Genomic DNA, 21,198 nt, shown 5'->3' with positions numbered 1-21,198 from the left:
GTTCAGTCAGGCCGCGAGTCGCGGAAGGTGCGCTCGCCGGTGATGATGGCGGATAGCATGCTCTGGCGCGACATGAATTCTTCGCGCAGCGCCGCGTAGATGTGCAGGATGACGAACACCACGATGAACCACATGCCGAGATGATGCACGGTGTGGACGTCCTGGCTGTTCGGAAAGATCGCGAAAACCCAGCCGAATAGCCGGTACCAGAGGCTGTCGATGCCAGCGCCCTCGGCATAAAGCGCAAATCCGGTCGCCATCATCGCCAGCATCGCGATGACGAACAGGAACATCGCGGTATTGGCGAGGGGATTGTGCCCGACATATTTCTTCGGGTAGCGCACCAGGAAGAGGTACCAGCGCAGCTCGTACAGAAGACCCCAGCGCCATATCCGGTTGTAGAACGGCAGCGCGAACAGCTGTCGCGCGTAGGCATTGCCGACAAAGGCCCAGTAGACGCGAAAGAGGAAGCCGACGGCAAGTGCCTGCCCCGATGCGAAATGGACGAAGCGGATATAGCCCATCGTGTACCAGTTGCTGGCCTCGCCCGGCATCGACGGAAGCGGTGAGGCGATCAGATAGCCGGTGACCACGAGCAGGGTGACAAGCGCCGCATTCAGCCAATGCCAGATGCGCACCGGTGCTTCGTATACATAGATCGATTGGCGATTGGTCCCCGTTGCTCCGACCGCGTCGAGCGTGCCCGGTATCTCCATCTCTGTCATCGATTGCTCCTGCCCCAAAAGCGATCCGACGCAGGAACAAACGAATCAGCTTACCCCATGAGACAATATCGCGAGCGGTCGTCTGCAAAATGTCCGCAGCGAAAAAAATATCTCCCCGCACGTGATGAGATGAGTTGGAAACAAGTTTCGTCTCGCGATGGAAATGTGCCTTCCAGGGCTTGCTTGAAACTGCTTGGATTTTCTTCAGCGCAAATGCCGCGTTCGGCCGAATGGTGCGCGGCGCAGCGATCGACGTCACTGACTTGGAGGCTCCCTTCGCTGCGCGGCAGCAGGTTTCGATTTACCGATGATTAGGGGTGCGGCCGCATCGTCGCGTCATTTCGAACTTCCAGAGAGCGGGTATTGCGAAATGAAATCGAGTTTTGTCGCGCGCGCGTTCGGCCGGGATGGGCAATCGACGTCGGGCCTGTTTCACGGCAACGGACGAATGAATGCTGCCGCCATGAGTCTTCCCAAGAGCGAGCCGGTCTTCGCCAATGTGTCGATCCGGGCGAAGATCATGATCGGATTTGCGGTCGTTCTGCTGTTGTCGGCCATCACCCTGGCCGGCGCCTGGCTCGGCTATGAGAAGATCCTCGACGGCTTCGGCGTCTACCGGGTCAGCATGTCGGAATCCGACTATGCGCGCGAGATCGACAGCTCCCTGTCTGCCTATCAGAGCAACGCGCGCTATTTCGCCATGGCCGGCACGCGGGAGGCGGAAGCTGCCGCCGAAGAGGCGCGGCGAAGGCTCGAACAGACCATCACTGCGGCCAAGACCGAGGCCTCGACCTTGAGCTGGCAGCGGTCGATCAAGGAGCTGTTCGAAGCCTATCGCGCCTACACCGATGCTTTCAACAGGGTTCTGGCCCTGCGGTCGGAGATAGGCCGATCCGGTGCGATGCTGCAGGAGCAGGCGCGTGCGATCAAATCCGCCCTGGCGGATGCAAAGTTGTCGCGCGCCAACGAAGCGATGGACGGCGTCCTCGATCGCTTCGAAGCGGTCGATCTGCTGGTCATGGCCGAGCTGAATCGCCACGATGCCGCGCTGGTGCAGGGCGCAGTACAACGGCTGGACGCGATGAAGCGTCTGGTCGATCGCGGTGCATTGCGCTCGATGGACGCTCTCGGTGAGAAGACGCTTGCCGACCATCTCGCCGTCTACGGCGTGAGCGTTGTGCGCGCCGCGGCATCCGCTCAGGAGATCGATCGTCTCGTCGAAGGAATGTGGAAGCTGCGCCACAGCCTGTCGGGCGCGTCGACCTCGCTGAAGCGCGTGGCGCTGGCCGAGCAGGCCGAGGCCGAGAAGAAGACGTCGGAGCAGATAACCAGCGGCCAGTCGACCGTGGTAGGGCTGGCACTGGCGTCGATCGCCATCGGCCTCGTGCTTTCCTTCGCGATCGGGCGTGGCATCGCGCGTCCCGTGATCGCGATGTGCAGCGCAATGACGGAACTCGCCCGAGGCCGGCACGAGATCGTGCTGCCGGGTCTCGGTCGCCGCGACGAGGTTGGCAGGATGGCCGGGGCCGTCGAGATGTTCAAGCGGCAGGCAATCGAGCGCACCGAGCGGGAGGCGGCCGAGATCGAGGAGCGCAACAGGTCCGCCGCGGAGCTTCGCCGTTCGGAGCTGACGCGATTTGCCGGTACGTTCGAGCGCGCCGTGGGCGACATCGTCAAGGACATATCGAGTTCGGCGCGGCAACTGGAAGTCGCCGCTTCGACACTGTCGCGCAACGCCGAGGCAACCGGCGATCTGACGACCGCGGTGGTCGGTGCGTCCCGGGAATCGGCCAGCAGCATCCGCTCGGTCGCTGGGGCGGCCGAGGAGCTGTCACTCTCGATCAACGAGATCCGGGCGCAGGTGCGCAACTCCAACGGCATCTCGGAGAGCGCGGTGCAGCAGGCGCGGGACACCGACGCCCGCATCGCCGTGCTTAGTGAGGCCTCGCACCGAATTGGCGACGTCGTAAAGCTGATCACGGCGGTGGCGGAGCAGACCAATCTGCTGGCCCTGAATGCCACAATCGAAGCTGCGCGAGCCGGGGACGCTGGGCGCGGGTTTGCGGTGGTGGCCTCCGAGGTGAAATCCCTCGCGGGCCAGACGGCGCGCGCCACGGAGGAAATCGGCGCGCATATCCAGGGCATGCAGCAGGCGACGGGTGAGTCAGTCGCGGCGATCAAGACGATCGCCCGTACGATCGGCGAGATCTCGTCGATCTCCGGCTCGATCGCATCCGCCGTCGATCAGCAGACTGCGACCACGCAAGAGATCGCGCGCGGCGCCCAGCACGCGGCCTTGGGCACCGGCCAAGTCTCCACCAATCTCGAACAGGTCAATCGCGAGGCGACCGAGACGGGCGCGGCGGCCTCGGCCGTTCTGCAGTCGGCCCGCGGCCTGACCGAGGCGAGCCAGCGCCTGCGTGTCGAGCTCGACAGCTTCATGGCCAACGTGGCGGCGGCATGACACGGCGGGAGGGGTGGAGATACTGCCAACGGGTGATTGTGTGGGCATGGGTGTGGTGTGGTAGTGAACGGCAAGGTCCGTGGCACGCCGCGGTCTGAGAGCGCTACCAAGGGACCACCGATGAACCGTGACCTCGATCTCGCCGGCTTTGAGCTGCATCCGCAGCGTGGTGCGGTGCTGGGCGAGGTGCACGCCCGCCCGTTCACCCGGTTGATTGCGCCGGTCACCGTGCTCCGCTTTGCTTTTCTCAGCCAGGGCGAAGTCGCGGCGGCGGACCGGCAGAAGTTCGTGGCATTCTGTATGTCGCACGGGCAGGCGCCGCCGGACGCCGGAACCAAACATCACCAGGTGACGATCGACACCACCCAGCTTCGCTGGGAGCAACACTCGGAATTCAGCACCTTCACCTGGATCCTGAGCTCTGGGACACCCGCTCGCCGGTTCGGCGAGATCGGCGATCAGTCCGCAGCGCTGATCCGCTCGCTGTCGCAGTCTGGCCAATTGCTGGTCGCGGTCAAGCTCGAGGTCGAGCAGACCTCGACGGCGCTGGAGCGTGCGCAGCAGCTGTTCGAGAGAGGCAGTCTCGCCATCGCCGCGGTCCGCAGCGGTCCTGCCGTCGTTGCATCCGACTTTCGCAGCGATGATCAGGGCTTCGTCCGCATCCTCGTTTGCAACGACGGCCTCTCGCCGGGCCGGCTCGGCGCTCTCGTGCAGCGGGTCCTTGAAATCGAGACCTATCGCACGCTGGCACTGCTCGGCTTGCCCGCCGCGCTCGAGCTTGCGCCCTCCGTCGATCATATCGGCCGGCGGCTCGTCGAGGTGCTCGAGGAGATGCAGGGCGCCGAGGACCTCAAGCTCAACAATCATCTCTTGACGGAGCTGACGGCCTTGGCGGCTTCGCTGGAAAGGGGAGCGGCCGGCAGCCTGTTCCGCTTCGGCGCCAGCCGCGCCTATTACGAGATCGTGCAGGCCCGCCTCGCCGTGATCGAGGGCGGCGAGATCGCCGGCTATCCGACCTGGTCCTCCTTCCTCGCTCGCCGCATGGCACCTGCGATGCGCACCTGCGCGACGATGGAGGACCGGCAGGCCGATCTGTCGATCAAGCTCGCGCGCGCGGCCGATCTGTTGCGCACACGCGTCGATGTCGAGCTCGAGGAGCAGAATCGCGATCTGCTGCGCTCGATGGATGAGCGCACCCGGTTGCAGTTGAGGCTCCAGAGCACGGTCGAAGGCTTGTCGGTGGCGGCCATTGGCTACTACGTCGTCAGCCTGTTCGGCTACCTCGCCAAGGGCGCCCATGACGGCGGTCTGCATGTCGAGCCTTCGCTGGCAACCGCGATCTTCGTGCCGGTCGCCGTGGCCGTGGTCTGGATCGTCACCCGCAATATCCGCAGGCGGCACTTGAAGCACGACGAAAGGTCGGGCGCTCACGACTGAGGGCGCAAACGAGCCTCTTGCGCTTCGTCGATGAGCGGTTGAAGCTGGGGCGACCGGGAGACATGGGATGAGCCGATCCGACGGAATCACAAACGTGCTCTGGCTGCAGGGCGCCAGCTGCGGCGGTTGTACGATGTCGATCCTCGAAAGCGGGGCCTCCGGCTGGTTCGACGAGCTACGGCAGTTCGGCGTCAACCTGCTGTGGCATCCGTCCGTCAGCGAGGAGACCGGCGAGGAGGCGGTCGGGATCCTGCAATCGGTGCTCGACGGCAAGGTGCGGCTCGACCTTCTCCTGCTCGAAGGTTCCGTCGCCCGCGGACCAAACGACACCGGCCGCTTCAACATGCTCGCGGGCACCAACCGTTCCGTCTATCGCTGGATGCTCGACCTTGCGCCGCACGCCGGCTATGTGATCGCGGTCGGAAGCTGCGCGGCCTATGGTGGCGTGCCGGCCGCCGGATCGAACCCGACCGATGCGGTGGGCTTGCAGTTCGAAGGGCCCGACAGTGGCGGCGCACTGGGCGCGGCTTTCCGCTCGCGGCTCGGTCTTCCCGTCATCAACGTCGCCGGCTGTGCGCCGCATCCGGGCTGGATGATGGAAACCATCCTGGCACTGACCGGCAACGATATCGCAGCGAGCGATCTCGACGGATATGGGCGGCCGAAGTTCGTCGCCAATCACCTTGCCCATCACGGCTGCTCGCGCAACGAGTTCTACGAGTTCAAGGCCAGTGCCGAGACCATGTCGGAGCGCGGCTGCCTGATGGAGCATCTCGGCTGCAAAGCGACGCAGGCGGTGGGCGACTGCAACCAGCGCTCCTGGAACGGCGGCGGCTCCTGCACCAAGGGCGGTTATGCCTGCATCGCCTGCACGTCGCCGGGGTTCGAGGGCGCGCAGAACTTCCTGGAAACCGCCAAGCTCGCCGGCATTCCGGTTGGCTTGCCGACCGACATGCCAAAAGCCTGGTTCGTCGCGCTCGCGGCCTTGTCGAAGTCCGCAACGCCCCGGCGCGTGCGGCTGAACGCAACTGCCGATCACGTCGTCGTGCCGCCGGGCCGGACGACGACCAAGACCAAGCCATGACGCGGATCACGATCGGCCCGTTCAACCGCGTCGAGGGCGATCTCGAAGTCCGACTCGACGTCGAGAGCGGGCGCGTCATGCGCGCCGAGGTGACGGCGCCGCTCTACCGTGGGTTCGAGCAGATCCTGGAGGGGCGCCCGCCACTCGACGCGCTGGCGCTGGCGCCGCGGATCTGCGGCATCTGCTCGGTCTCGCAATCGGTGGCAGCAGCGGCCGCCCTGCGCGACGCCATGGCGATCGAGGCTGCGCCCAATGGACTGCTCGCCACCAACATCGCGCATGCCGCGGAGAATGCGGCCGACCATCTCACCCATTTCTACATCTTCTTCATGCCGGATTTTGCCCGTGAGGCCTATGCCGCGCATGACTGGCACGCGGCGACGCGCGAGCGCTTTGCCGCGACCCGCGGCAGTGCGGCGCGCGATGCTTTGCCGGCGCGGGCGCGGCTGCTCGAGACCATGGGCATCATCGCGGGAAAATGGCCGCACAGCCTCGCGTTCCAGCCCGGCGGCACGACGCGCGCGATCGATCTCGGCGAGCGTGTCCGGCTGCTGTCGATCACGACGGCGTTCCGAAGCTTCCTCGAGCGTGTCGTCTTCGCGGATTCGCTGGAGAATGTGCTGGCGATCGCCACCGCGGACGAGCTCGATCGCTGGCGTGACGGCCGCGGCGGTGACTTTGCCCATTTCCTGCGGCTGGCGGACAGCCTCGCGCTGAGCGAACTCGGCAAGGGGACGGGTCTGATGATGAGCTACGGTGCCTATCATGGCATCGAGGGCGAGCTGTTTCCGCGCGGTCTGTTCGGCCCGCGCGCCGCGATCGAGCCGCTGCCACTGACGCAAATCACGGAGGATGTCTCGCACGCCTGGATGCGGGATTCCTCCGTGGATCCCGCCCACAGCAGCACGATCCCGGATCCCGACAAGCCGGCCGCCTATAGCTGGTGCAAGGCGCCGCGGCTCTCCGGTCAGCCGATCGAGGTCGGCGCCATCGCGCGCCAGACCGTGGCGGGGCAGGCGCTGATTGCGGATCTGGTGTCGATCAGCGGGACCAATGTGCGCAACCGCGTGATCGCGCGGCTGATCGAGACCGCGCGCATCGCGCTCGCCATGGATCAGTGGACGCGCGCGCTTCGCCTGTCGGAGCCGTTCTGCAACAATTCGCGCGACATTCCTGACGGTAGCTATGTGGGGTTGGTCGAGGCCGCGCGCGGCAGTCTTGGGCACTGGATGGCGGTACGGGACGGCAGGATCGAGCGCTACCAGATCATCGCACCGACGACGTGGAATTTTTCGCCGCGCGATTCCTTCGACGTCGGAGGACCGCTGGAGCAGGCGCTGGTCGGCACCAACGTCGGCGATGCCGGCGCGCGCGCGGTTGCGATCCAGCACATCGTGCGCTCGTTCGATCCCTGCATGGTGTGCACCGCGCACTAGCCGGAAACTTCCTTGCCGACTGCAAATCGAGTTGTTTCCGCTCCTCTGCTTTTCGGGTCCTCATCCGCGATCCATGAGAGCGATTCAAATTCGTAACGTTTTGGAATCTCTCTACATTTGAATCGCTTTGGGCTGTTGGCCTGCTTCTTGCTGTCTTTGACGTCATCGAAAAGTCAAAGCCGAACGCGGGAGGATTCATGGGCACGGCGACGGAAACGTTTTACAGCGTGATCAGGCGGCAAGGCATCACGCGTCGGAGCTTCCACAAATTCTGCAGCCTGACGGCGACGAGCCTCGGGCTCGGGCCGCTGGCGGCGGGCCGCATCGCGAATGCGCTCGAAACCAAGCCGCGCGTGCCCGTCATCTGGATGCACGGCCTCGAATGCACCTGCTGCTCGGAGAGCTTCATCCGGTCAGCGCATCCGCTGGTGAAGGATGCGGTGCTCTCGATGATCTCGCTCGACTACGACGATACCATCATGGCGGCGGCGGGCCACCAGGCGGAAGCCATTCTCGACGAGACCCGCGCCAAGCACAAAGGCCAGTACATCCTCGCGGTGGAAGGCAATCCGCCGCTGAACGAGGGCGGCATGTTCTGCATCGACGGCGGCAAGCCGTTCGTCGAGAAGCTGAAGATGATGGCCGAGGATGCCATGGCGATCATCGCCTGGGGCGCCTGCGCGTCCTGGGGCTGCGTGCAGGCGGCCAAGCCCAATCCGACGCAGGCAACCCCGATCGACAAGGTCATCACCAACAAGCCCATCATCAAGGTGCCGGGATGCCCCCCGATCGCCGAGGTGATGACGGGCGTCGTCACCTTCATCACCACCTTCGGCAAATTGCCCGAGCTCGACCGCCAGGGCCGGCCAAAGATGTTCTACTCGCAGCGCATCCACGACAAGTGCTACCGGCGGCCGCATTTCGACGCCGGCCAGTTCGTCGAGGAATGGGACGACGAAGCCGCGCGAAAAGGCTACTGCCTCTACAAAATGGGCTGCAAGGGCCCGACCACCTACAACGCCTGCTCGACCGTGCGCTGGAACGGCGGCGTCTCGTTCCCGATCCAGTCCGGTCATGGCTGCATCGGCTGCTCGGAGGACGGCTTCTGGGACAAGGGCTCGTTCTACGACCGTCTCACCACCATCAAGCAGTTCGGCATCGAGAAGAATGCCGATCAAGTCGGCATGGTGGCAGCCGGCGCGGTCGGTGCCGCGGTGGCCGCACATGCGGCGGTGACGGCGGTGAAACGGCTCGCGACGAAGCGCGAAGACGTCGACCACAACAGCTGAGCAAAAAGACACACTAGGGTAGGGCAACCATGGGCATCCAGACTCCCAACGGCTTCAATCTCGACAATTCCGGCAAGCGCATCGTCGTCGATCCCGTGACTCGCATCGAAGGTCACATGCGGGTCGAGGTCAATGTCGACGCCGACAACGTCATCCGCAACGCGGTCTCGACCGGCACGATGTGGCGCGGGATCGAGGTGATCCTGAAGAACCGCGACCCGCGCGACGCCTGGGCGTTCACCGAGCGGATCTGCGGCGTCTGCACCGGAACGCACGCGCTGACGTCGGTGCGTGCGGTCGAGAACGCGCTCGGCATCACCATTCCGGAGAACGCCAACTCGATCCGCAATCTGATGCAACTTGCCTTGCAGGTGCATGACCACGTCGTTCATTTCTATCACCTTCATGCGCTGGACTGGGTCGATGTCGTCTCCGCGCTCTCGGCCGATCCGCGCGCGACTTCGACGCTGGCGCAGTCGATCTCGAGCTGGCCGCTGTCGTCGCCGGGCTACTTCAAGGACCTGCAGACCCGGCTGAAGAAGTTCGTCGAATCCGGGCAATTGGGACCGTTCAAGAACGGCTATTGGGGCAGCAAGGCCTATAAGCTGCCGCCCGAGGCCAATCTGATGGCGGTGGCGCATTATCTGGAGGCGCTCGATTTCCAGAAGGAGATCGTCAAGATCCACACCATCTTCGGCGGCAAGAACCCGCATCCGAACTGGCTGGTCGGCGGCGTGCCCTGTCCGATCAATGTCGACGGCACCGGCGCGGTCGGCGCCATCAACATGGAGCGGTTGAACCTGATCTCCTCGATCATCGACCGGCTGATCGAGTTCAACGAAATGGTCTATCTGCCCGACGTGGCGGCGATCGGCTCGTTCTACAAGGACTGGCTCTATGGCGGCGGTCTGTCGGGACAGAGCGTGCTCGCCTATGGCGATGTGCCCGAGCATGCCAACGACTATTCCGCCAAGAGCCTGAAGCTGCCGCAGGGCGCCATCATCAACGGCAACCTCTCCGAGGTGTTTCCAGTCGATCACACCAATCCCGACGAGATCCAGGAATTCGTGGTGCACTCCTGGTACAAATACCCCGACGAGACCAAGGGTCTTCATCCCTGGGACGGCGTCACCGAGCCGAACTACGTGCTGGGACCCAATGCGAAGGGCACCAAGACCGCGATCGAGCAGCTCGACGAGGGCGGCAAATATTCGTGGATCAAGGCGCCGCGCTGGAAGGGGCATGCGATGGAGGTCGGCCCGCTGGCGCGCTGGGTGGTCGGCTACGCGCAGAACAAGTCCGAGTTCAAGGATCCCGTCGACAAGTTCCTGAAGGATCTGAACCTGCCGACGTCGGCGCTGTTCTCGACGCTCGGCCGCACCGCGGCACGCGCACTGGAGTCGGTCTGGGCCGGACGCCAGATGCGCTATTTCCAGGACAAGCTCGTCGCCAACATCAAGGCCGGCGACTCTTCGACCGCCAATGTCGACAAATGGAAGCCGGAGAGCTGGCCGAAGGAAGCCAAGGGTGTCGGCTTCACCGAAGCGCCGCGGGGCGCGCTCGCGCACTGGATCAAGATCAAGGACACCAAGATCGACAATTACCAGTGCGTGGTGCCGACCACCTGGAACGGCTCGCCTAGGGATCCCAAGGGCAACATCGGCGCCTTCGAGGCGTCGCTGATGAACACGCCGATGGTCAATCCCGAGCAGCCCCTGGAGATCCTGCGCACGATCCATTCCTTCGATCCGTGCCTGGCCTGTTCGACTCACGTCATGAGTCCGGATGGCCAGGAGCTCGCCAAGGTCAAGGTCAGGTAGGAGGCGGCCATGATGGATGCAGTTGCTCCCGGCTCCGACGCACGGCCGGACCTTGCGGCGATCGCAGCGGATGCTTCCGGAGAACGTGCGGTGGGCCGGCCCACCGTCTATGTCTACGAAGCGCCGGTGCGAATCTGCCACTGGGTGAACGCGTTCTCGATTCTCGTGCTGATGGTGACCGGTTATCTGATCGGAACGCCGCTGCCGACGGTCGCGGGCGAGGCGTCCGACAACTTCGTGATGGGCTATATCCGTTTCGCCCATTTCGCCGCCGGACAGGTGCTCGCGGTGTTCTTCCTCACGCGCATCCTGTGGGCCTTCGTCGGCAATCACCACTCCCGGCAGATCTTCTATATTCCCGTTCATCGCAAGCAGTTCTGGAAGGAAGTGCTGCACGAGATCCGCTGGTACGCGTTCCTGGAACGCGAGCCGAAGATGTATGTCGGGCACAACCCGCTGGCGCAGACCGCGATGTTCACGGGTTTCACGCTGTTCGTGGCCTTCATGATCGTCACCGGCTTTGCACTCTATTCGGAAGGTCAGGGCATCGACAGCTGGCAGCACAAGCTGTTCGGCTGGGTGTTTGCGATCTGGCCGAACAGCCAGGACGTCCACACCTGGCATCATCTGGGCATGTGGGCGCTGGTCGTGTTCGTGATGGTGCACATCTACGCCGCGGTCCGTGAAGACATCATGTCGCGCCAGAGCATCATCTCCTCGATGATCTCGGGCGAGCGGCAATTCCGCGATTGAAGACTGGAACGCAACCGATGCCGACATCCTCGCAAGACGACCGTATCCTGGTGCTCGGCATCGGCAATATCCTGTGGGCCGATGAGGGTTTTGGCGTGCGCACGGTGGAGGAGTTCCACCGCCGCTACGCCGTGCCTGACAACGTCACCATCTTGGACGGCGGCACGCAGGGCCTCTACCTCGTGAACTATCTGGAAGAGGCCGACCGCCTGGTCGTGTTCGACGCCATCGACTACGGCCTCGAGCCCGGCCGGTTGAAGCTGGTGCGCGACGACGAGGTGCCGCGTTTCACCGGCGCCAAGAAGATGAGCCTGCACCAGACCGGTTTCCAGGAAGTGATCAGTGCGGCCGACCTGCTCGGCAGATGCCCGAAGCACCTCGTGCTGATCGGCTGCCAGCCGCTCGACCTCGAAGATTGGGGCGGTCCGTTGACGCCGCCGGTGCGCGACCAGATCGCACCCGCGATCGATCTGGCCTGCCGCATATTGGCCGAGTGGGGCGTCACGGTGAGCCGCCGCAGCGTGCCGTTGGCGGACACCGAGCGGTTGCTCGCCAATGACATCGACCACGCCAATTACGAGATGCGGCCGGCCTGACCGGCCGGCCTTTTGGAGATAGCGCGATGTGCCTCGGCCTCCCGATGACGATCGTCGAGACCGACGGAATGTCGGCGCTTTGCGAATTTCGCGGGGAGCAGCGCCGCGTCTCCATGCTGCTGCTCTCCAATCCGCCGGTCGGCGCCCATGTCCTCGTCTACATCGATACCGCGATCCGGCTTCTGGATGAGGAAGAGGCGCGCCTGATTGGTGCGGCGATCGACGGGCTCGGCGCCGCGCTCGACGGCGAGGATTGCGAGCGCTTCTTCGCCGACCTGATCGATCGCGAGCCGCAGCTGCCCGCACATCTTCGGTCTGAGTAAGCAAACCTCCTGCAGCTGTGATCGCCGCGCTCGCCGCCGGATCGGCCTTGCGGGGGCGGCATGTTGCCTGGAAGCCTTCTTTCTATCTGCTAAGATAGCTTCCACTCAAATTGGAAAGTATCTTGTCATCGATGTATGCGCCGCTTCGCACATCTGAAAATACATGATGTAAATCAAATACATATCTCGAGAAAATTGCTGGAATATCCTGGCATGTGCCTTGCTAACTCCTATCCCGAGCAAAATCATAAGCTTGTCAGGGGAGGTCTGATGGAATTCCAGGTGGGGAAGCAGGATCTGACGCGGTACGGCCTGCCTGAGGTCGACGCCGCCACGGTCGATCATTTTCTCGGCGCGGCCGACGAGGCTGGCGCGATCACGGTGCTGCTGTCGGCGGGCGATCCCAACCGTTTCCCCGAGGCGATCGACGTCGCCGTGGTGTTGCCGGAGTTGATCGCCGCTTTCAATGGCCGGCTGCGCGGCGCGATCATCGCCCGCGGCGACGAGAGTGCACTCGGCCAGCGTTTTGGCGTGCGGGTGCAACCGACCCTGATCCTCGTCGCCAAGGGCGAGACGCTGGGTCTGGTCGCCAAGATCCAGGACTGGTCGGTCTATATCGACCGCATCACAAAGCTGATCGACCGTCCGCGCGGGCAAGCTGCCGCGGTCGCCGTCACCATTGTTCCCCAGCATCGCACACAAGGTGTCGAGCTATGAAGGTCGGATTCTGGGATGCGCCGGAAGGCGCCGAGCAACCGGTCAGCGTGTTTCCGATCGGCGAGGAGAGTCTCAATGCGTCGAAAGGCAGCCTGACGGCGGCCGGAGCGCTGGCAAAGCTGGCAACGCTCGACAGCGCCGAGCTTGCCAGGAGCTGCCCGAACGCGGTGGCGCTGCTCTCGAACATCGCGCAGGCTATCGCTGGCCAAAAGGCGGATGCGCCGAGCCAATTGTTCCGGCTCGCCAATCTCAACGAACTCGAGAGCAAGCTCATCGCCGACGTGCTCGGCGAAGGCGAGGTCGGCGGGGTCGTCGCGTTGCCCGACGGATCGCTGGCCCAGATCCAGGAATCGGTCCTGGCGGGGATCTGGCGCGTGCGGCTCGAGACCGACGCGGCGTCCGAATATATCGAGATCGGCGCCGTCCCGGAGATCGTCAAGCGCGCGGCCGCCGACCTGACGTCTGCCGATTTCGAGATCGGGCAAGTGCCGGAGGGCGCCATGAACGTGCTGCCGGTGCTCGCCGAAATCCGCGAGCGCGCGCTGGCCTGGCGCCCCGGTATCCGCTCGCAGATCATCAATTTCACGCTGCTGCCGATGAGCCCGGTCGACATGAGCTTCCTGCAGGACACGATCCGCAACGGCCCGATCCAGCTGGTGTCGCGCGGCTATGGCACCTGCCGGGTGCTGTCCACTGGCATCCGCAATATCTGGTCGGTGCAGTTCTTCAACGCCATGGATACCATCATCCTCGATACGCTCGAGGTCGGCGGCGTGCCGACCGTCGCGCTTGCGGCGGACGAGGATTTCGAGGATTCCGCCGAGCGGCTGCAGGAAATCATCGAGGCCTATTTCAAATGAGCGCCTTCGAGAATTTTGGCGTGCGTCAGGACGTCACCGAGGCCACGCGGCTGGAATGCGGCATCTGCTGGACGGTCTACGATCCCGCCGATGGCGACGAGGTGGCGCAGATCGGGCCCGGCACGCCGTTCGCGGCGCTGCCGGAGGAATGGCACTGCCCGAACTGCGATGCGCCGAAGTCCAAATTCATGGCGATCGAAGCATGACGGGGAGGACGCCAGATCCCGATGCGGACGCCGTGGCGTGGGGCGAGCTTCTGGCCGGAACCTATCGGGAGATCGGCGAGCGCGCCATGCGTGATCTGCCGATCTACAACGATGCGCTCGGCGTCGAGGCGGTCGGCTTCCGCCGGTTCAATGGTACGATCGTCGGCGTCATGGTCACACCATGGTTCATGAACGTGGTGATGCCGGGAAGCGCGGCACGGGAGACGTCGGGCACGAGCATACGAATCGGTTTTCCCGCAGGCGACATCGAGTTCACCCTCAGCGAGGTCGGGCAGATGGGCAGGATCGCAAGCTGCTCACTGTTCTCACCGATGTTCCAATTCGCCGACATGGCCGCCGCGCTGGCAACGGCCGAGGCCGCGCTTGCCGAACTGATGCTGCCGGCCGACAGCGAGGAGGCGGTCCGCCGCCGCGAGCCCGCGACAACGCCGATCGATCGGCGTAACTTCCTGCGCGGGACTTTGACGGAGCGGCGCGGATGACCTTGGCCTTCCGCAATGAGATCGACATCACGGTGTGGCTTGCCGGCTCTACCATCGCCGACGTCGCGATCCAGCCGCGCAGCCGGCCGCCGCTGACGCGGCTGTTCGCGGGAAAGCCGGCTGCCTCCCTGCTTCCGGTGCTGCCGCGGCTGTTCTCGCTCTGCTCGGTGGCACATCAGGTGGCGTTCCTGTCGGCGATCGAGGCCGCGCAGGGGCTGCAGGCGGCGCCGGCCATGGCGCGCAATCGCGTCACGGCGGTCGTTGCCGAGCGGCTGACCGAATTGCTGCGCAGCCTGTTCGTCGGACGGCTCGCGCTCGACGGCGCGAGCGCTGCGTCCGTGCGCGCCATGATGCAGGCAACCACCGTCCTCGGTGGTGCCAGCGAAGGCGCGTCGGAGGCCTTGCGCTGCGAGGCCGTGGTACAGATCAAGGCCGCGCTCGCAGCGCTCGGGATTGCCGGCCAAGGCCAGGCTCTCGTGCCGGGCAGTGCGCTCGCCGTCTATGTCGAACGCTGCGAGGATGAGGGCTTGTCGCCGCCGTCGGTCGAGCAATCATTCCTGACGGCAGCTGATGATCTCGACATCGTCACGCGCCTGCTCGCGGGCGGGCCAGCCTATTCCGACGCGCCGGAGCTCTGCGGCAAGATTCCGGAAACCGGCGTCTGGGCGCGGGCACGGTGCGAACCCGCCTTGCCGGCGGCAGGGGCGGCCGCGCGCCTCGAGGCGCGCATCGCCGAAGTGGCGCGGCTCTGCGTCTGGCTCGACCAGGGCGATGAGAATCTCGACGATGGCGTCGTCGCGAGCTATCGGCTCGGTGCGGGCAGGGCTGCGGCGGCGGTCGAATGTGCGCGGGGCCGGCTCTACCACGCCGTCGTGCTCGACGAGGAGAGCCGCATCGTCAATTTCGAATTCCTGGCGCCGACCGAGTGGAATTTCCACGCCCGCGGCCCGTTGGTCCGAAGCCTCAAGGGCGCGATGCTGGCTGCCGGTCGGCGCGGCCAGGACGCGGTTCGCACGCTGGTCGGCGCGTTCGACCCTTGCGTCGGTTTCAACCTCAATTTCCGCGAGGTGGGTCATGCATGAGATGGCGCTCTGCGAAGGCATCATCGGCATCGTCGAGGAGGAAGCGCGCAAGCGTTCCTTCGCCAAGGTGAACGTCGTCTGCCTCGAAATCGGTGCGCTCAGCCATGTCGCGCCGGAGGCGATGAAATTCTGCTTCGAGGCCGTCGCAGCGCGGACCATCGCAAAAGGCGCAAGGCTCGAGATCGTCGAGACACCGGGAACCGCCTGGTGCATGGCGTGCTCGGAGAGCGTCGAGATCAAGCAGCGCTACGAGCCGTGCCCCTCTTGTGGTGGCTATCAATTGCAGGTGACGGGCGGCGAAGAGATGCGCGTAAGGGAATTGGAGGTCGACTGATGTGTACGGTTTGCGGCTGCAGCGACGGCAAGGCGTCCCTCGAACACGCGCATGATCATCATCATGACCACGATCATGGTCACGGCGGACACCATCATCATCACGGTCATGGGCATGGCCATGTTCACGATCACCACCATGATCATGCCCCTGCTGAGCCGGGCGTGCTCGATTGCGGCGCCAATCCGGCTGGTCAGGAGATCGCCGGCATGAGCAGCGAGCGCATCATCCAGGTCGAGCGCGACATTCTCGGCAAGAACGACAGGCTTGCGGCCGACAATCGTGCGCGCTTCCGGGCCGACGAGGTGCTTGCCTTCAACCTGGTGTCGAGCCCGGGTGCCGGAAAGACCTCGCTGCTGGTTCGCGCGGTCTCGGAATTGAAGGACAGCTTTCCGATTGGCGTGATCGAGGGCGACCAGCAGACCTCCAACGATGCCGAACGCATCCGCGCCACCGGCGTCGCGGCGATCCAGGTCAACACCGGAAAAGGCTGTCATCTCGATGCCGCCATGGTCGGCCAGGCCTATGACCGGCTGCCCTGGCTGAACGGCGGCCTTCTCTTCATCGAGAACGTCGGCAACCTCGTTTGCCCTGCGGCGTTCGATCTCGGCGAAGCCTGCAAGATCGTGGTGTTCTCGACCACCGAGGGCGAGGACAAGCCGCTGAAATATCCTGATATGTTCGCAGCGGCCTCCTTGATGCTGATCAACAAGATCGACCTCGCGCCGGTGCTTGATTTCGACCTTGCCAGGACCGTCGAATATGCCCGGCGGGTCAACCCTGACATCGAGGTGATGACGGTGTCGGCGCGCACGGGCGAGGGGTTCTCGGCTTTCTATGCCTGGATCCGCCGGCGCTGGGCGAAGGTGAAGCGGGCCGAGATGGCGACGCAGGGATGACGATGAACGGCGGGGCGAGCGCTGCCAACAGGACCAGACTGCGTCTGCACGTGCGGGGCGCGGTGCAGGGCGTCGGATTTCGTCCCTATGTTTATGGCCTCGCCACCCGCTATCGTCTCGGCGGTTTCGTCGCCAACGATCCTCACGGCGTCATCATCGAGGTCGAGGGTGAACGTGCCGCCGACTTCATCACGGCGTTGCCGCTGGAGAAGCCGCCGCTTGCCCGAATCGACGACATCTCGGTGCATCCGGTCGGGGCGGTGGCGAGCGAGGAATTTTGTATCCGCGCCAGCGAGCAGGGAAGGGTATCGACCCGCATCGGCGCCGACGCTGCGACCTGCCAGGAATGCCTGCGCGAGCTGTTCGATCCGAGCAGCCGCTTCTATCGCTATCCGTTCGTCAACTGCACCCATTGCGGCCCACGCTACACCATTGCCGAGCGGCTGCCCTATGACCGTGCGGCCACGGCGATGAAGGGCTTTGCGATGTGCAGGGCCTGCGCGGACGATTATGCCGATCCCAACAACCGCCGTTTCCATGCCGAGGCGATTGCCTGCCCGGATTGTGGTCCGAGGCTCAGCCACGAGATCGCGGACATTGCCGCCGCGATTGCTGGCGGCAAGATCGTCGCGATCAAGGGGCTCGGCGGCTATCAGCTGCTCTGCGATGCCCGCGACGATGACGTCGTGCGGCGGCTGCGGCAGCGCAAGCAGCGCGATCAGAAGCCGTTTGCCGTCATGGTGGGATCAGTGAATGCGGTTGGGGATATCGCTGATGCCGATCGTGCCGAGCTTGCGTTGCTGGAGAGCTCGCCGCGGCCTATCGTGCTGATGAGATCGCGCGATCGGCTCGCGTCCGCAATCGCACCGGAGCTGTCCCGTCTCGGCGTCATGCTGCCGGTCGCGCCGCTTCATCATCTGATCTTCGATGCATTGAGTGCGGCGCACGCACTGGTCCCTGAGAGCTGGGCGATCGTCGCCACCAGCGCCAATCCCGGCGGCGAGCCGCTCCTGATCGACAATCGCGACGCCGAACGACGCCTTGCCGGCATTGCCGACCTCATCGTCACGCACGACCGCGACATCGTCACCCGTGCCGACGATTCCGTCGCGGCGGTCGTCGCGGGTCGGGCGCAATTCATCCGCCGCGCCCGCGGCTACGTGCCCGAGCCGGTTCGCCTCGCGCGGCCCGTGCCGCCCATCCTTGCGGTCGGCGGCACATTGAAATCGACCGTGACGGTCACGCGCGGCAATGAGGCGTTTGTCTCCCAGCACATTGGCGACCTCGACACTGCGGAAGGCGTCCGCTTCTTCGAGGAGACGGTGGATCACCTGCTGTCGACGCTCGACGTCGAGCCTGTCGTCATTGCGCATGATCTGCATCCCAACATGGCCTCGACCCGCTTTGCCGAGGCCAGCGGCAAGCGGCTGATCGCGGTCCAGCACCATCATGCCCATGCGGCCTCCGTGATGGCGGAACATGGCATCGCAGGACCGGCGCTGGCCCTGGTTCTCGACGGTTTCGGCCACGGCAGCGACGGCGGCAATTGGGGCGGCGAGCTCCTCGCCTGCGACGGCGCCCACTTCCGGCGGCTCGGATACCTCGCGCCGATGAAGATGCCGGGCGGCGACCGCGCCGCGCGCGAACCATGGCGGATGGGCGCGAGCGCGCTGCATGGCCTCGGGCGAGGGGACATAATCGCGACGCGGTTCAATGCACAGCCGCAGGCCTTGCGCCTCTGCGCCATGCTCGATCAGCCGGGCGTGCCGACGACGACCAGCGCCGGCCGGCTGTTCGATGCGGCGGCGGGACTCCTTGGCCTCTGCCCGGTGCAGAGCTACGAAGGCGAAGCCGCGATGAAGCTGGAAGCGCTGGTGCGCACGCCGCGCATCGCGCAAGACGGCTGGATCATCGAGAGCGGCGCGCTGTCCCTGGCTCCGCTGTTCGAGCACCTGGCAACCGGGACCATCGATCCGGTCGAGGGCGCCGAGCTGTTCCACGGCACGCTTGCCGCTGCCTGCATCGATTGGATCGGCCGGGCGGCGCGCACGACCGGCATCACCACCGTCGCCCTGAGCGGCGGCTGCTTCCTCAACGCGATCCTGTCTGACGAGATCGAGCGCGGCTGCGTCGCGGCCGGCCTCTCGCCGCTGCTGCCACGTCAGATGCCGCCCAATGACGGCGGCCTCAGCCTGGGCCAGGCCTGGATTGCCGCGCTAACACTCCTCGAACCGCAAGATCTGGAAGGAACCGCCTGATGTGTCTCGCGATACCGGCAGAGGTCACAAAGCTCCTGCCCGACGAGATGGCCATCGTCTCGATCGACGGCGTCAGCAAGGAGATCTCGGTCGCCTTGATCGAGAATCTCGCGGTGGGCGACTACGTGATCATCCATGTCGGCTATGCCCTGACCAAGATCGATCCGGAGGAGGCGCGGCGCACGCTCGAATTGTTGCGCGAGCTGAGCGTCGAGGGACAGGGAGTGGCGCCATGAAATATGCCGACGAGTATCGCGACAAGGAGATCGCATTGGGGCTCGCGAAGACGATTCGGGCGGAGACCCATCCGGAACGGCCGTATCGGTTCATGGAGTTCTGCGGCGGTCATACGCATGCGATCTCGCGCTACGGTCTGGAGGACTTGCTGCCGAAGAACGTGCGGATGATCCATGGCCCGGGTTGTCCGGTCTGCGTGCTGCCGGCCGGGCGCATCGACATGGCGATCCGGCTTGCGGAGCGCAGCGAGGTCATCCTGTGCGTCTATGGCGACCTGATGCGCGTTCCCGGCTCGCAGGGCGCCTCGCTTCTGAAGGCGAAGGCGCGGGGCGCCGATGTCCGCATGGTCTATTCCACGATCGATGCGATCAGGATTGCTGAGGAAAATCCAGAGCGCGAGATCGTGTTCTTCGCCATCGGCTTCGAGACCACGACGCCGCCGACCGCGGTGATGATCCGGCTGGCCGAGAAGAAGCAGCTTTCGAACTTCAGCGTGTTCTGCAATCACGTGCTGACCCCGCCGGCCATGCAGAACATCCTGGAGAGCCCTGATATCCGCAGCATCGGCCGCGTCGAGATCGACGGCTTCGTCGGGCCGGCGCATGTCTCGACCATCATCGGCACGGCGCCTTACGAGTTTTTCGCGGAAGAATTCGGCAAGCCGGTGGTGATCTCGGGATTCGAGCCACTCGACATGATGCAGGCGATTTTGATGCTGGTGCGCCAGGTCAACGAGGGCAGGCACGAGGTCGAGAACCAGTATAGCCGCGCGGTCACGCGCGACGGCAATCTGCGCGCCAAGGAAGAGGTCTCCGACATTTTCGAGCTGCGCGACCAGTTCGAATGGCGCGGACTCGGGCAGGTGCCCTATAGCGGGCTGAAGCTGAAGCGCACTTACGCGAAATACGACGCCGAAATCCGCTTCGGCATGAACGAGCTTCGCGTCGAGGACAATCCGGCGTGCGAATGCGGCGCCATCCTGCGCGGCGTGAAGAAGCCGGTCGACTGCAAGCTGTTCGGCACGGTCTGCACGCCCGAGACGCCGATGGGATCCTGCATGGTCTCCTCGGAAGGCGCCTGCGCCGCGCATTGGACCTACGGCCGCTTCCGCGATCATCAGCAGAGGCGAGCGTCATGAAGGCCTATCAGCGCAAGCTCGATATCAGGAACGGCTGCGTCGACCTGTCCCACGGCTCGGGCGGCCGCGCCATGGCGCAGTTGATTTCCGGCCTGTTCCACGAGGCCTTCGGCAATGAATGGCTGGCGCGCGGCAACGACCAGTCGGCCTTCGACGTCGGCGCTGGGCGCATGGTGATGACGACCGACGGCTATGTGGTCTCGCCGCTGTTCTTTCCCGGCGGGAATATCGGCTCGCTCGCGGTTCACGGCACGGTCAACGACATCGCCATGGCCGGTGCCAAGCCGCTCTATCTGTCGGCGAGCTTCATCATCGAGGAGGGCTTTCGCTTCGCCGACCTCAAGGCGATTGCGGAATCGATGGGGGAGGCGGCGCGCGACGCCGGCGTCCATATCATCACCGGCGATACCAAGGTGGTCGAGCGCGGCAAGGCGGACGGCCTGTTCATCTCGACCTCGGCCGTCGGGGTCGTCCCCGACGGGCTCGATCTGTCGGCCGAGAACGCGCGCGTCGGCGATCGCGTCCTGATCTCGGGCACCCTCGGCGATCACGGCGTGGCGATCATGTCGAAGCGGCAAAACCTCGCCTTCGAAACCGAGATCGTGTCGGATTCGGCGGCACTGAACGGTCTCGTCGCGAAGATGGTCGAAGCCGGCGGCGCCGGGATCCGCCTGATGCGCGATCCCACCCGCGGTGGGCTCGCCGCGACGCTGAACGAGATCGCGCAGCAATCCGGCCTCGGTTTTCACCTCCAGGAGGAGGCGATCCCGGTCAAGCCGGGCGTGGCGGCCGCTTGCGAACTGCTCGGGCTCGATCCGCTCCATGTCGCCAATGAGGGCAAGCTGGTCGCGGTCGTTGCGCCCGAGATTGCCGGCGCCGTTCTCGCCGCGATGCGAGAACATCCGCTCGGCCGCGATGCCGCCGACATCGGCGAAGCCGTCGCCGATGACCATCATTTCGTGCAGATGGCGACGAGTTTTGGCGGCGGCCGGATCGTCGATTGGCTGTCGGGCGAGCAATTGCCGCGGATCTGTTGA

21 protein-coding genes are annotated in these 21,198 nt (G+C 64.8%); 20 read left to right on the top strand and 1 reads right to left on the bottom strand.

What is annotated here, in order from left to right:
- Window positions 1-2: 2 nt before the first annotated feature.
- Entirely contained in the window at window positions 3-725 is a 723-nt protein-coding gene (gene cybH, locus AABA84_RS06550) for a Ni/Fe-hydrogenase, b-type cytochrome subunit (protein WP_338311659.1), read from the bottom strand.
- Window positions 726-1,095: 370 nt separating this feature from the next.
- On the opposite strand from cybH (AABA84_RS06550), the gene AABA84_RS06545 reads away from it, so the two are divergent.
- From AABA84_RS06545 to hypE, 20 genes are all read left to right on the top strand, one after another.
- Complete coding sequence (locus AABA84_RS06545) at window positions 1,096-3,189, top strand: methyl-accepting chemotaxis protein (protein ID WP_338311658.1); 2,094 nt, start codon at window positions 1,096-1,098, stop codon at window positions 3,187-3,189.
- Between the two features lie 120 nt (window positions 3,190-3,309).
- Entirely contained in the window at window positions 3,310-4,626 is a 1,317-nt protein-coding gene (locus tag AABA84_RS06540) for a DUF3422 domain-containing protein (RefSeq protein WP_338311657.1), read from the top strand.
- Between the two features lie 67 nt (window positions 4,627-4,693).
- Window positions 4,694-5,710, top strand: a complete 1,017-nt coding sequence (locus tag AABA84_RS06535; RefSeq protein ID WP_338311656.1) for a HupU protein — start codon at window positions 4,694-4,696, stop codon at window positions 5,708-5,710.
- Window positions 5,707-7,146, top strand: coding sequence for a nickel-dependent hydrogenase large subunit (locus AABA84_RS06530; protein ID WP_338311655.1), 1,440 nt, complete (start codon window positions 5,707-5,709; stop codon window positions 7,144-7,146). Before AABA84_RS06535 ends, AABA84_RS06530 begins: the two co-directional genes overlap by 4 nt.
- A gap of 197 nt (window positions 7,147-7,343) precedes the next feature.
- A complete protein-coding gene (locus AABA84_RS06525) occupies window positions 7,344-8,435 on the top strand; it encodes a hydrogenase small subunit (RefSeq protein WP_338311654.1) in 1,092 nt (363 codons plus the stop codon).
- A 29-nt stretch (window positions 8,436-8,464) separates the two neighbouring features.
- A complete protein-coding gene (locus tag AABA84_RS06520; protein ID WP_338311653.1) occupies window positions 8,465-10,255 on the top strand; it encodes a nickel-dependent hydrogenase large subunit in 1,791 nt (596 codons plus the stop codon).
- 9 nt (window positions 10,256-10,264) lie between these two features.
- Complete coding sequence (gene cybH / locus AABA84_RS06515) at window positions 10,265-11,008, top strand: Ni/Fe-hydrogenase, b-type cytochrome subunit (RefSeq protein WP_338311652.1); 744 nt, start codon at window positions 10,265-10,267, stop codon at window positions 11,006-11,008.
- 17 nt (window positions 11,009-11,025) lie between these two features.
- A complete protein-coding gene (locus tag AABA84_RS06510) occupies window positions 11,026-11,604 on the top strand; it encodes a HyaD/HybD family hydrogenase maturation endopeptidase (RefSeq protein ID WP_338311651.1) in 579 nt (192 codons plus the stop codon).
- A gap of 26 nt (window positions 11,605-11,630) precedes the next feature.
- Window positions 11,631-11,927 carry a HypC/HybG/HupF family hydrogenase formation chaperone gene (locus tag AABA84_RS06505; RefSeq protein ID WP_338311650.1) on the top strand — a complete coding sequence of 99 codons (297 nt, stop codon included), beginning with the start codon at window positions 11,631-11,633 and terminating at the stop codon, window positions 11,925-11,927.
- A gap of 270 nt (window positions 11,928-12,197) precedes the next feature.
- Window positions 12,198-12,644 carry a hydrogenase accessory protein gene (locus AABA84_RS06500; RefSeq protein WP_338311649.1) on the top strand — a complete coding sequence of 149 codons (447 nt, stop codon included), beginning with the start codon at window positions 12,198-12,200 and terminating at the stop codon, window positions 12,642-12,644.
- A complete protein-coding gene (locus AABA84_RS06495) occupies window positions 12,641-13,504 on the top strand; it encodes a hydrogenase expression/formation protein (RefSeq protein ID WP_338311648.1) in 864 nt (287 codons plus the stop codon). Before AABA84_RS06500 ends, AABA84_RS06495 begins: the two co-directional genes overlap by 4 nt.
- On the top strand, window positions 13,501-13,710 hold the full coding sequence (locus tag AABA84_RS06490) for a rubredoxin (protein ID WP_212248656.1): 210 nt from the start codon (window positions 13,501-13,503) through the stop codon (window positions 13,708-13,710). Before AABA84_RS06495 ends, AABA84_RS06490 begins: the two co-directional genes overlap by 4 nt.
- Window positions 13,707-14,213 (top strand): [NiFe]-hydrogenase assembly chaperone HybE, encoded by a 507-nt coding sequence (gene hybE / locus AABA84_RS06485; RefSeq protein WP_212248692.1) that lies wholly within the window; start codon window positions 13,707-13,709, stop codon window positions 14,211-14,213. Before AABA84_RS06490 ends, hybE begins: the two co-directional genes overlap by 4 nt.
- Window positions 14,210-15,295: a nickel-dependent hydrogenase large subunit gene (locus tag AABA84_RS06480; protein ID WP_212248657.1), complete on the top strand. Its 1,086-nt coding sequence runs from the start codon at window positions 14,210-14,212 to the stop codon at window positions 15,293-15,295. The genes hybE and AABA84_RS06480 overlap by 4 nt, the downstream gene beginning before the upstream one ends.
- Window positions 15,288-15,629 carry a hydrogenase maturation nickel metallochaperone HypA gene (gene hypA, locus AABA84_RS06475; RefSeq protein ID WP_212248658.1) on the top strand — a complete coding sequence of 114 codons (342 nt, stop codon included), beginning with the start codon at window positions 15,288-15,290 and terminating at the stop codon, window positions 15,627-15,629. Before AABA84_RS06480 ends, hypA begins: the two co-directional genes overlap by 8 nt.
- A complete protein-coding gene (gene hypB / locus AABA84_RS06470; RefSeq protein WP_212248659.1) occupies window positions 15,629-16,528 on the top strand; it encodes a hydrogenase nickel incorporation protein HypB in 900 nt (299 codons plus the stop codon). The genes hypA and hypB overlap by 1 nt, the downstream gene beginning before the upstream one ends.
- Window positions 16,525-18,786: a carbamoyltransferase HypF gene (gene hypF, locus AABA84_RS06465; protein ID WP_338311647.1), complete on the top strand. Its 2,262-nt coding sequence runs from the start codon at window positions 16,525-16,527 to the stop codon at window positions 18,784-18,786. The genes hypB and hypF overlap by 4 nt, the downstream gene beginning before the upstream one ends.
- Entirely contained in the window at window positions 18,786-19,022 is a 237-nt protein-coding gene (locus AABA84_RS06460) for a HypC/HybG/HupF family hydrogenase formation chaperone (protein ID WP_025038699.1), read from the top strand. Before hypF ends, AABA84_RS06460 begins: the two co-directional genes overlap by 1 nt.
- On the top strand, window positions 19,019-20,161 hold the full coding sequence (hypD, locus tag AABA84_RS06455; protein ID WP_338311646.1) for a hydrogenase formation protein HypD: 1,143 nt from the start codon (window positions 19,019-19,021) through the stop codon (window positions 20,159-20,161). The genes AABA84_RS06460 and hypD overlap by 4 nt, the downstream gene beginning before the upstream one ends.
- Entirely contained in the window at window positions 20,158-21,198 is a 1,041-nt protein-coding gene (gene hypE / locus AABA84_RS06450) for a hydrogenase expression/formation protein HypE (protein ID WP_338311645.1), read from the top strand. The genes hypD and hypE overlap by 4 nt, the downstream gene beginning before the upstream one ends.

This window comes from Bradyrhizobium sp. TM239, assembly GCF_036247985.1.
In the GTDB taxonomy this organism is placed as follows: domain Bacteria; phylum Pseudomonadota; class Alphaproteobacteria; order Rhizobiales; family Xanthobacteraceae; genus Bradyrhizobium; species Bradyrhizobium ottawaense.
Note: the sequence above shows the minus strand (reverse complement) of the source record. Positions and strands in the feature narration are given on the sequence as shown.

Bases quoted from the DNA above. Each gene is read 5' to 3' on its own strand.
- cybH (WP_338311659.1), bottom strand. From the start codon at position 725: ATGACAGAGATGGAGATACCGGGCACGCTCGACGCGGTCGGAGCAACG.
- AABA84_RS06545 (WP_338311658.1), top strand. From the start codon at position 1,096: ATGAAATCGAGTTTTGTCGCGCGCGCGTTCGGCCGGGATGGGCAATCG.
- AABA84_RS06540 (WP_338311657.1), top strand. From the start codon at position 3,310: ATGAACCGTGACCTCGATCTCGCCGGCTTTGAGCTGCATCCGCAGCGT.
- AABA84_RS06535 (WP_338311656.1), top strand. From the start codon at position 4,694: ATGAGCCGATCCGACGGAATCACAAACGTGCTCTGGCTGCAGGGCGCC.
- AABA84_RS06530 (WP_338311655.1), top strand. From the start codon at position 5,707: ATGACGCGGATCACGATCGGCCCGTTCAACCGCGTCGAGGGCGATCTC.
- AABA84_RS06525 (WP_338311654.1), top strand. From the start codon at position 7,344: ATGGGCACGGCGACGGAAACGTTTTACAGCGTGATCAGGCGGCAAGGC.
- AABA84_RS06520 (WP_338311653.1), top strand. From the start codon at position 8,465: ATGGGCATCCAGACTCCCAACGGCTTCAATCTCGACAATTCCGGCAAG.
- cybH (WP_338311652.1), top strand. From the start codon at position 10,265: ATGATGGATGCAGTTGCTCCCGGCTCCGACGCACGGCCGGACCTTGCG.
- AABA84_RS06510 (WP_338311651.1), top strand. From the start codon at position 11,026: ATGCCGACATCCTCGCAAGACGACCGTATCCTGGTGCTCGGCATCGGC.
- AABA84_RS06505 (WP_338311650.1), top strand. From the start codon at position 11,631: ATGTGCCTCGGCCTCCCGATGACGATCGTCGAGACCGACGGAATGTCG.
- AABA84_RS06500 (WP_338311649.1), top strand. From the start codon at position 12,198: ATGGAATTCCAGGTGGGGAAGCAGGATCTGACGCGGTACGGCCTGCCT.
- AABA84_RS06495 (WP_338311648.1), top strand. From the start codon at position 12,641: ATGAAGGTCGGATTCTGGGATGCGCCGGAAGGCGCCGAGCAACCGGTC.
- AABA84_RS06490 (WP_212248656.1), top strand. From the start codon at position 13,501: ATGAGCGCCTTCGAGAATTTTGGCGTGCGTCAGGACGTCACCGAGGCC.
- hybE (WP_212248692.1), top strand. From the start codon at position 13,707: ATGACGGGGAGGACGCCAGATCCCGATGCGGACGCCGTGGCGTGGGGC.
- AABA84_RS06480 (WP_212248657.1), top strand. From the start codon at position 14,210: ATGACCTTGGCCTTCCGCAATGAGATCGACATCACGGTGTGGCTTGCC.
- hypA (WP_212248658.1), top strand. From the start codon at position 15,288: ATGCATGAGATGGCGCTCTGCGAAGGCATCATCGGCATCGTCGAGGAG.
- hypB (WP_212248659.1), top strand. From the start codon at position 15,629: ATGTGTACGGTTTGCGGCTGCAGCGACGGCAAGGCGTCCCTCGAACAC.
- hypF (WP_338311647.1), top strand. From the start codon at position 16,525: ATGACGATGAACGGCGGGGCGAGCGCTGCCAACAGGACCAGACTGCGT.
- AABA84_RS06460 (WP_025038699.1), top strand. From the start codon at position 18,786: ATGTGTCTCGCGATACCGGCAGAGGTCACAAAGCTCCTGCCCGACGAG.
- hypD (WP_338311646.1), top strand. From the start codon at position 19,019: ATGAAATATGCCGACGAGTATCGCGACAAGGAGATCGCATTGGGGCTC.
- hypE (WP_338311645.1), top strand. From the start codon at position 20,158: ATGAAGGCCTATCAGCGCAAGCTCGATATCAGGAACGGCTGCGTCGAC.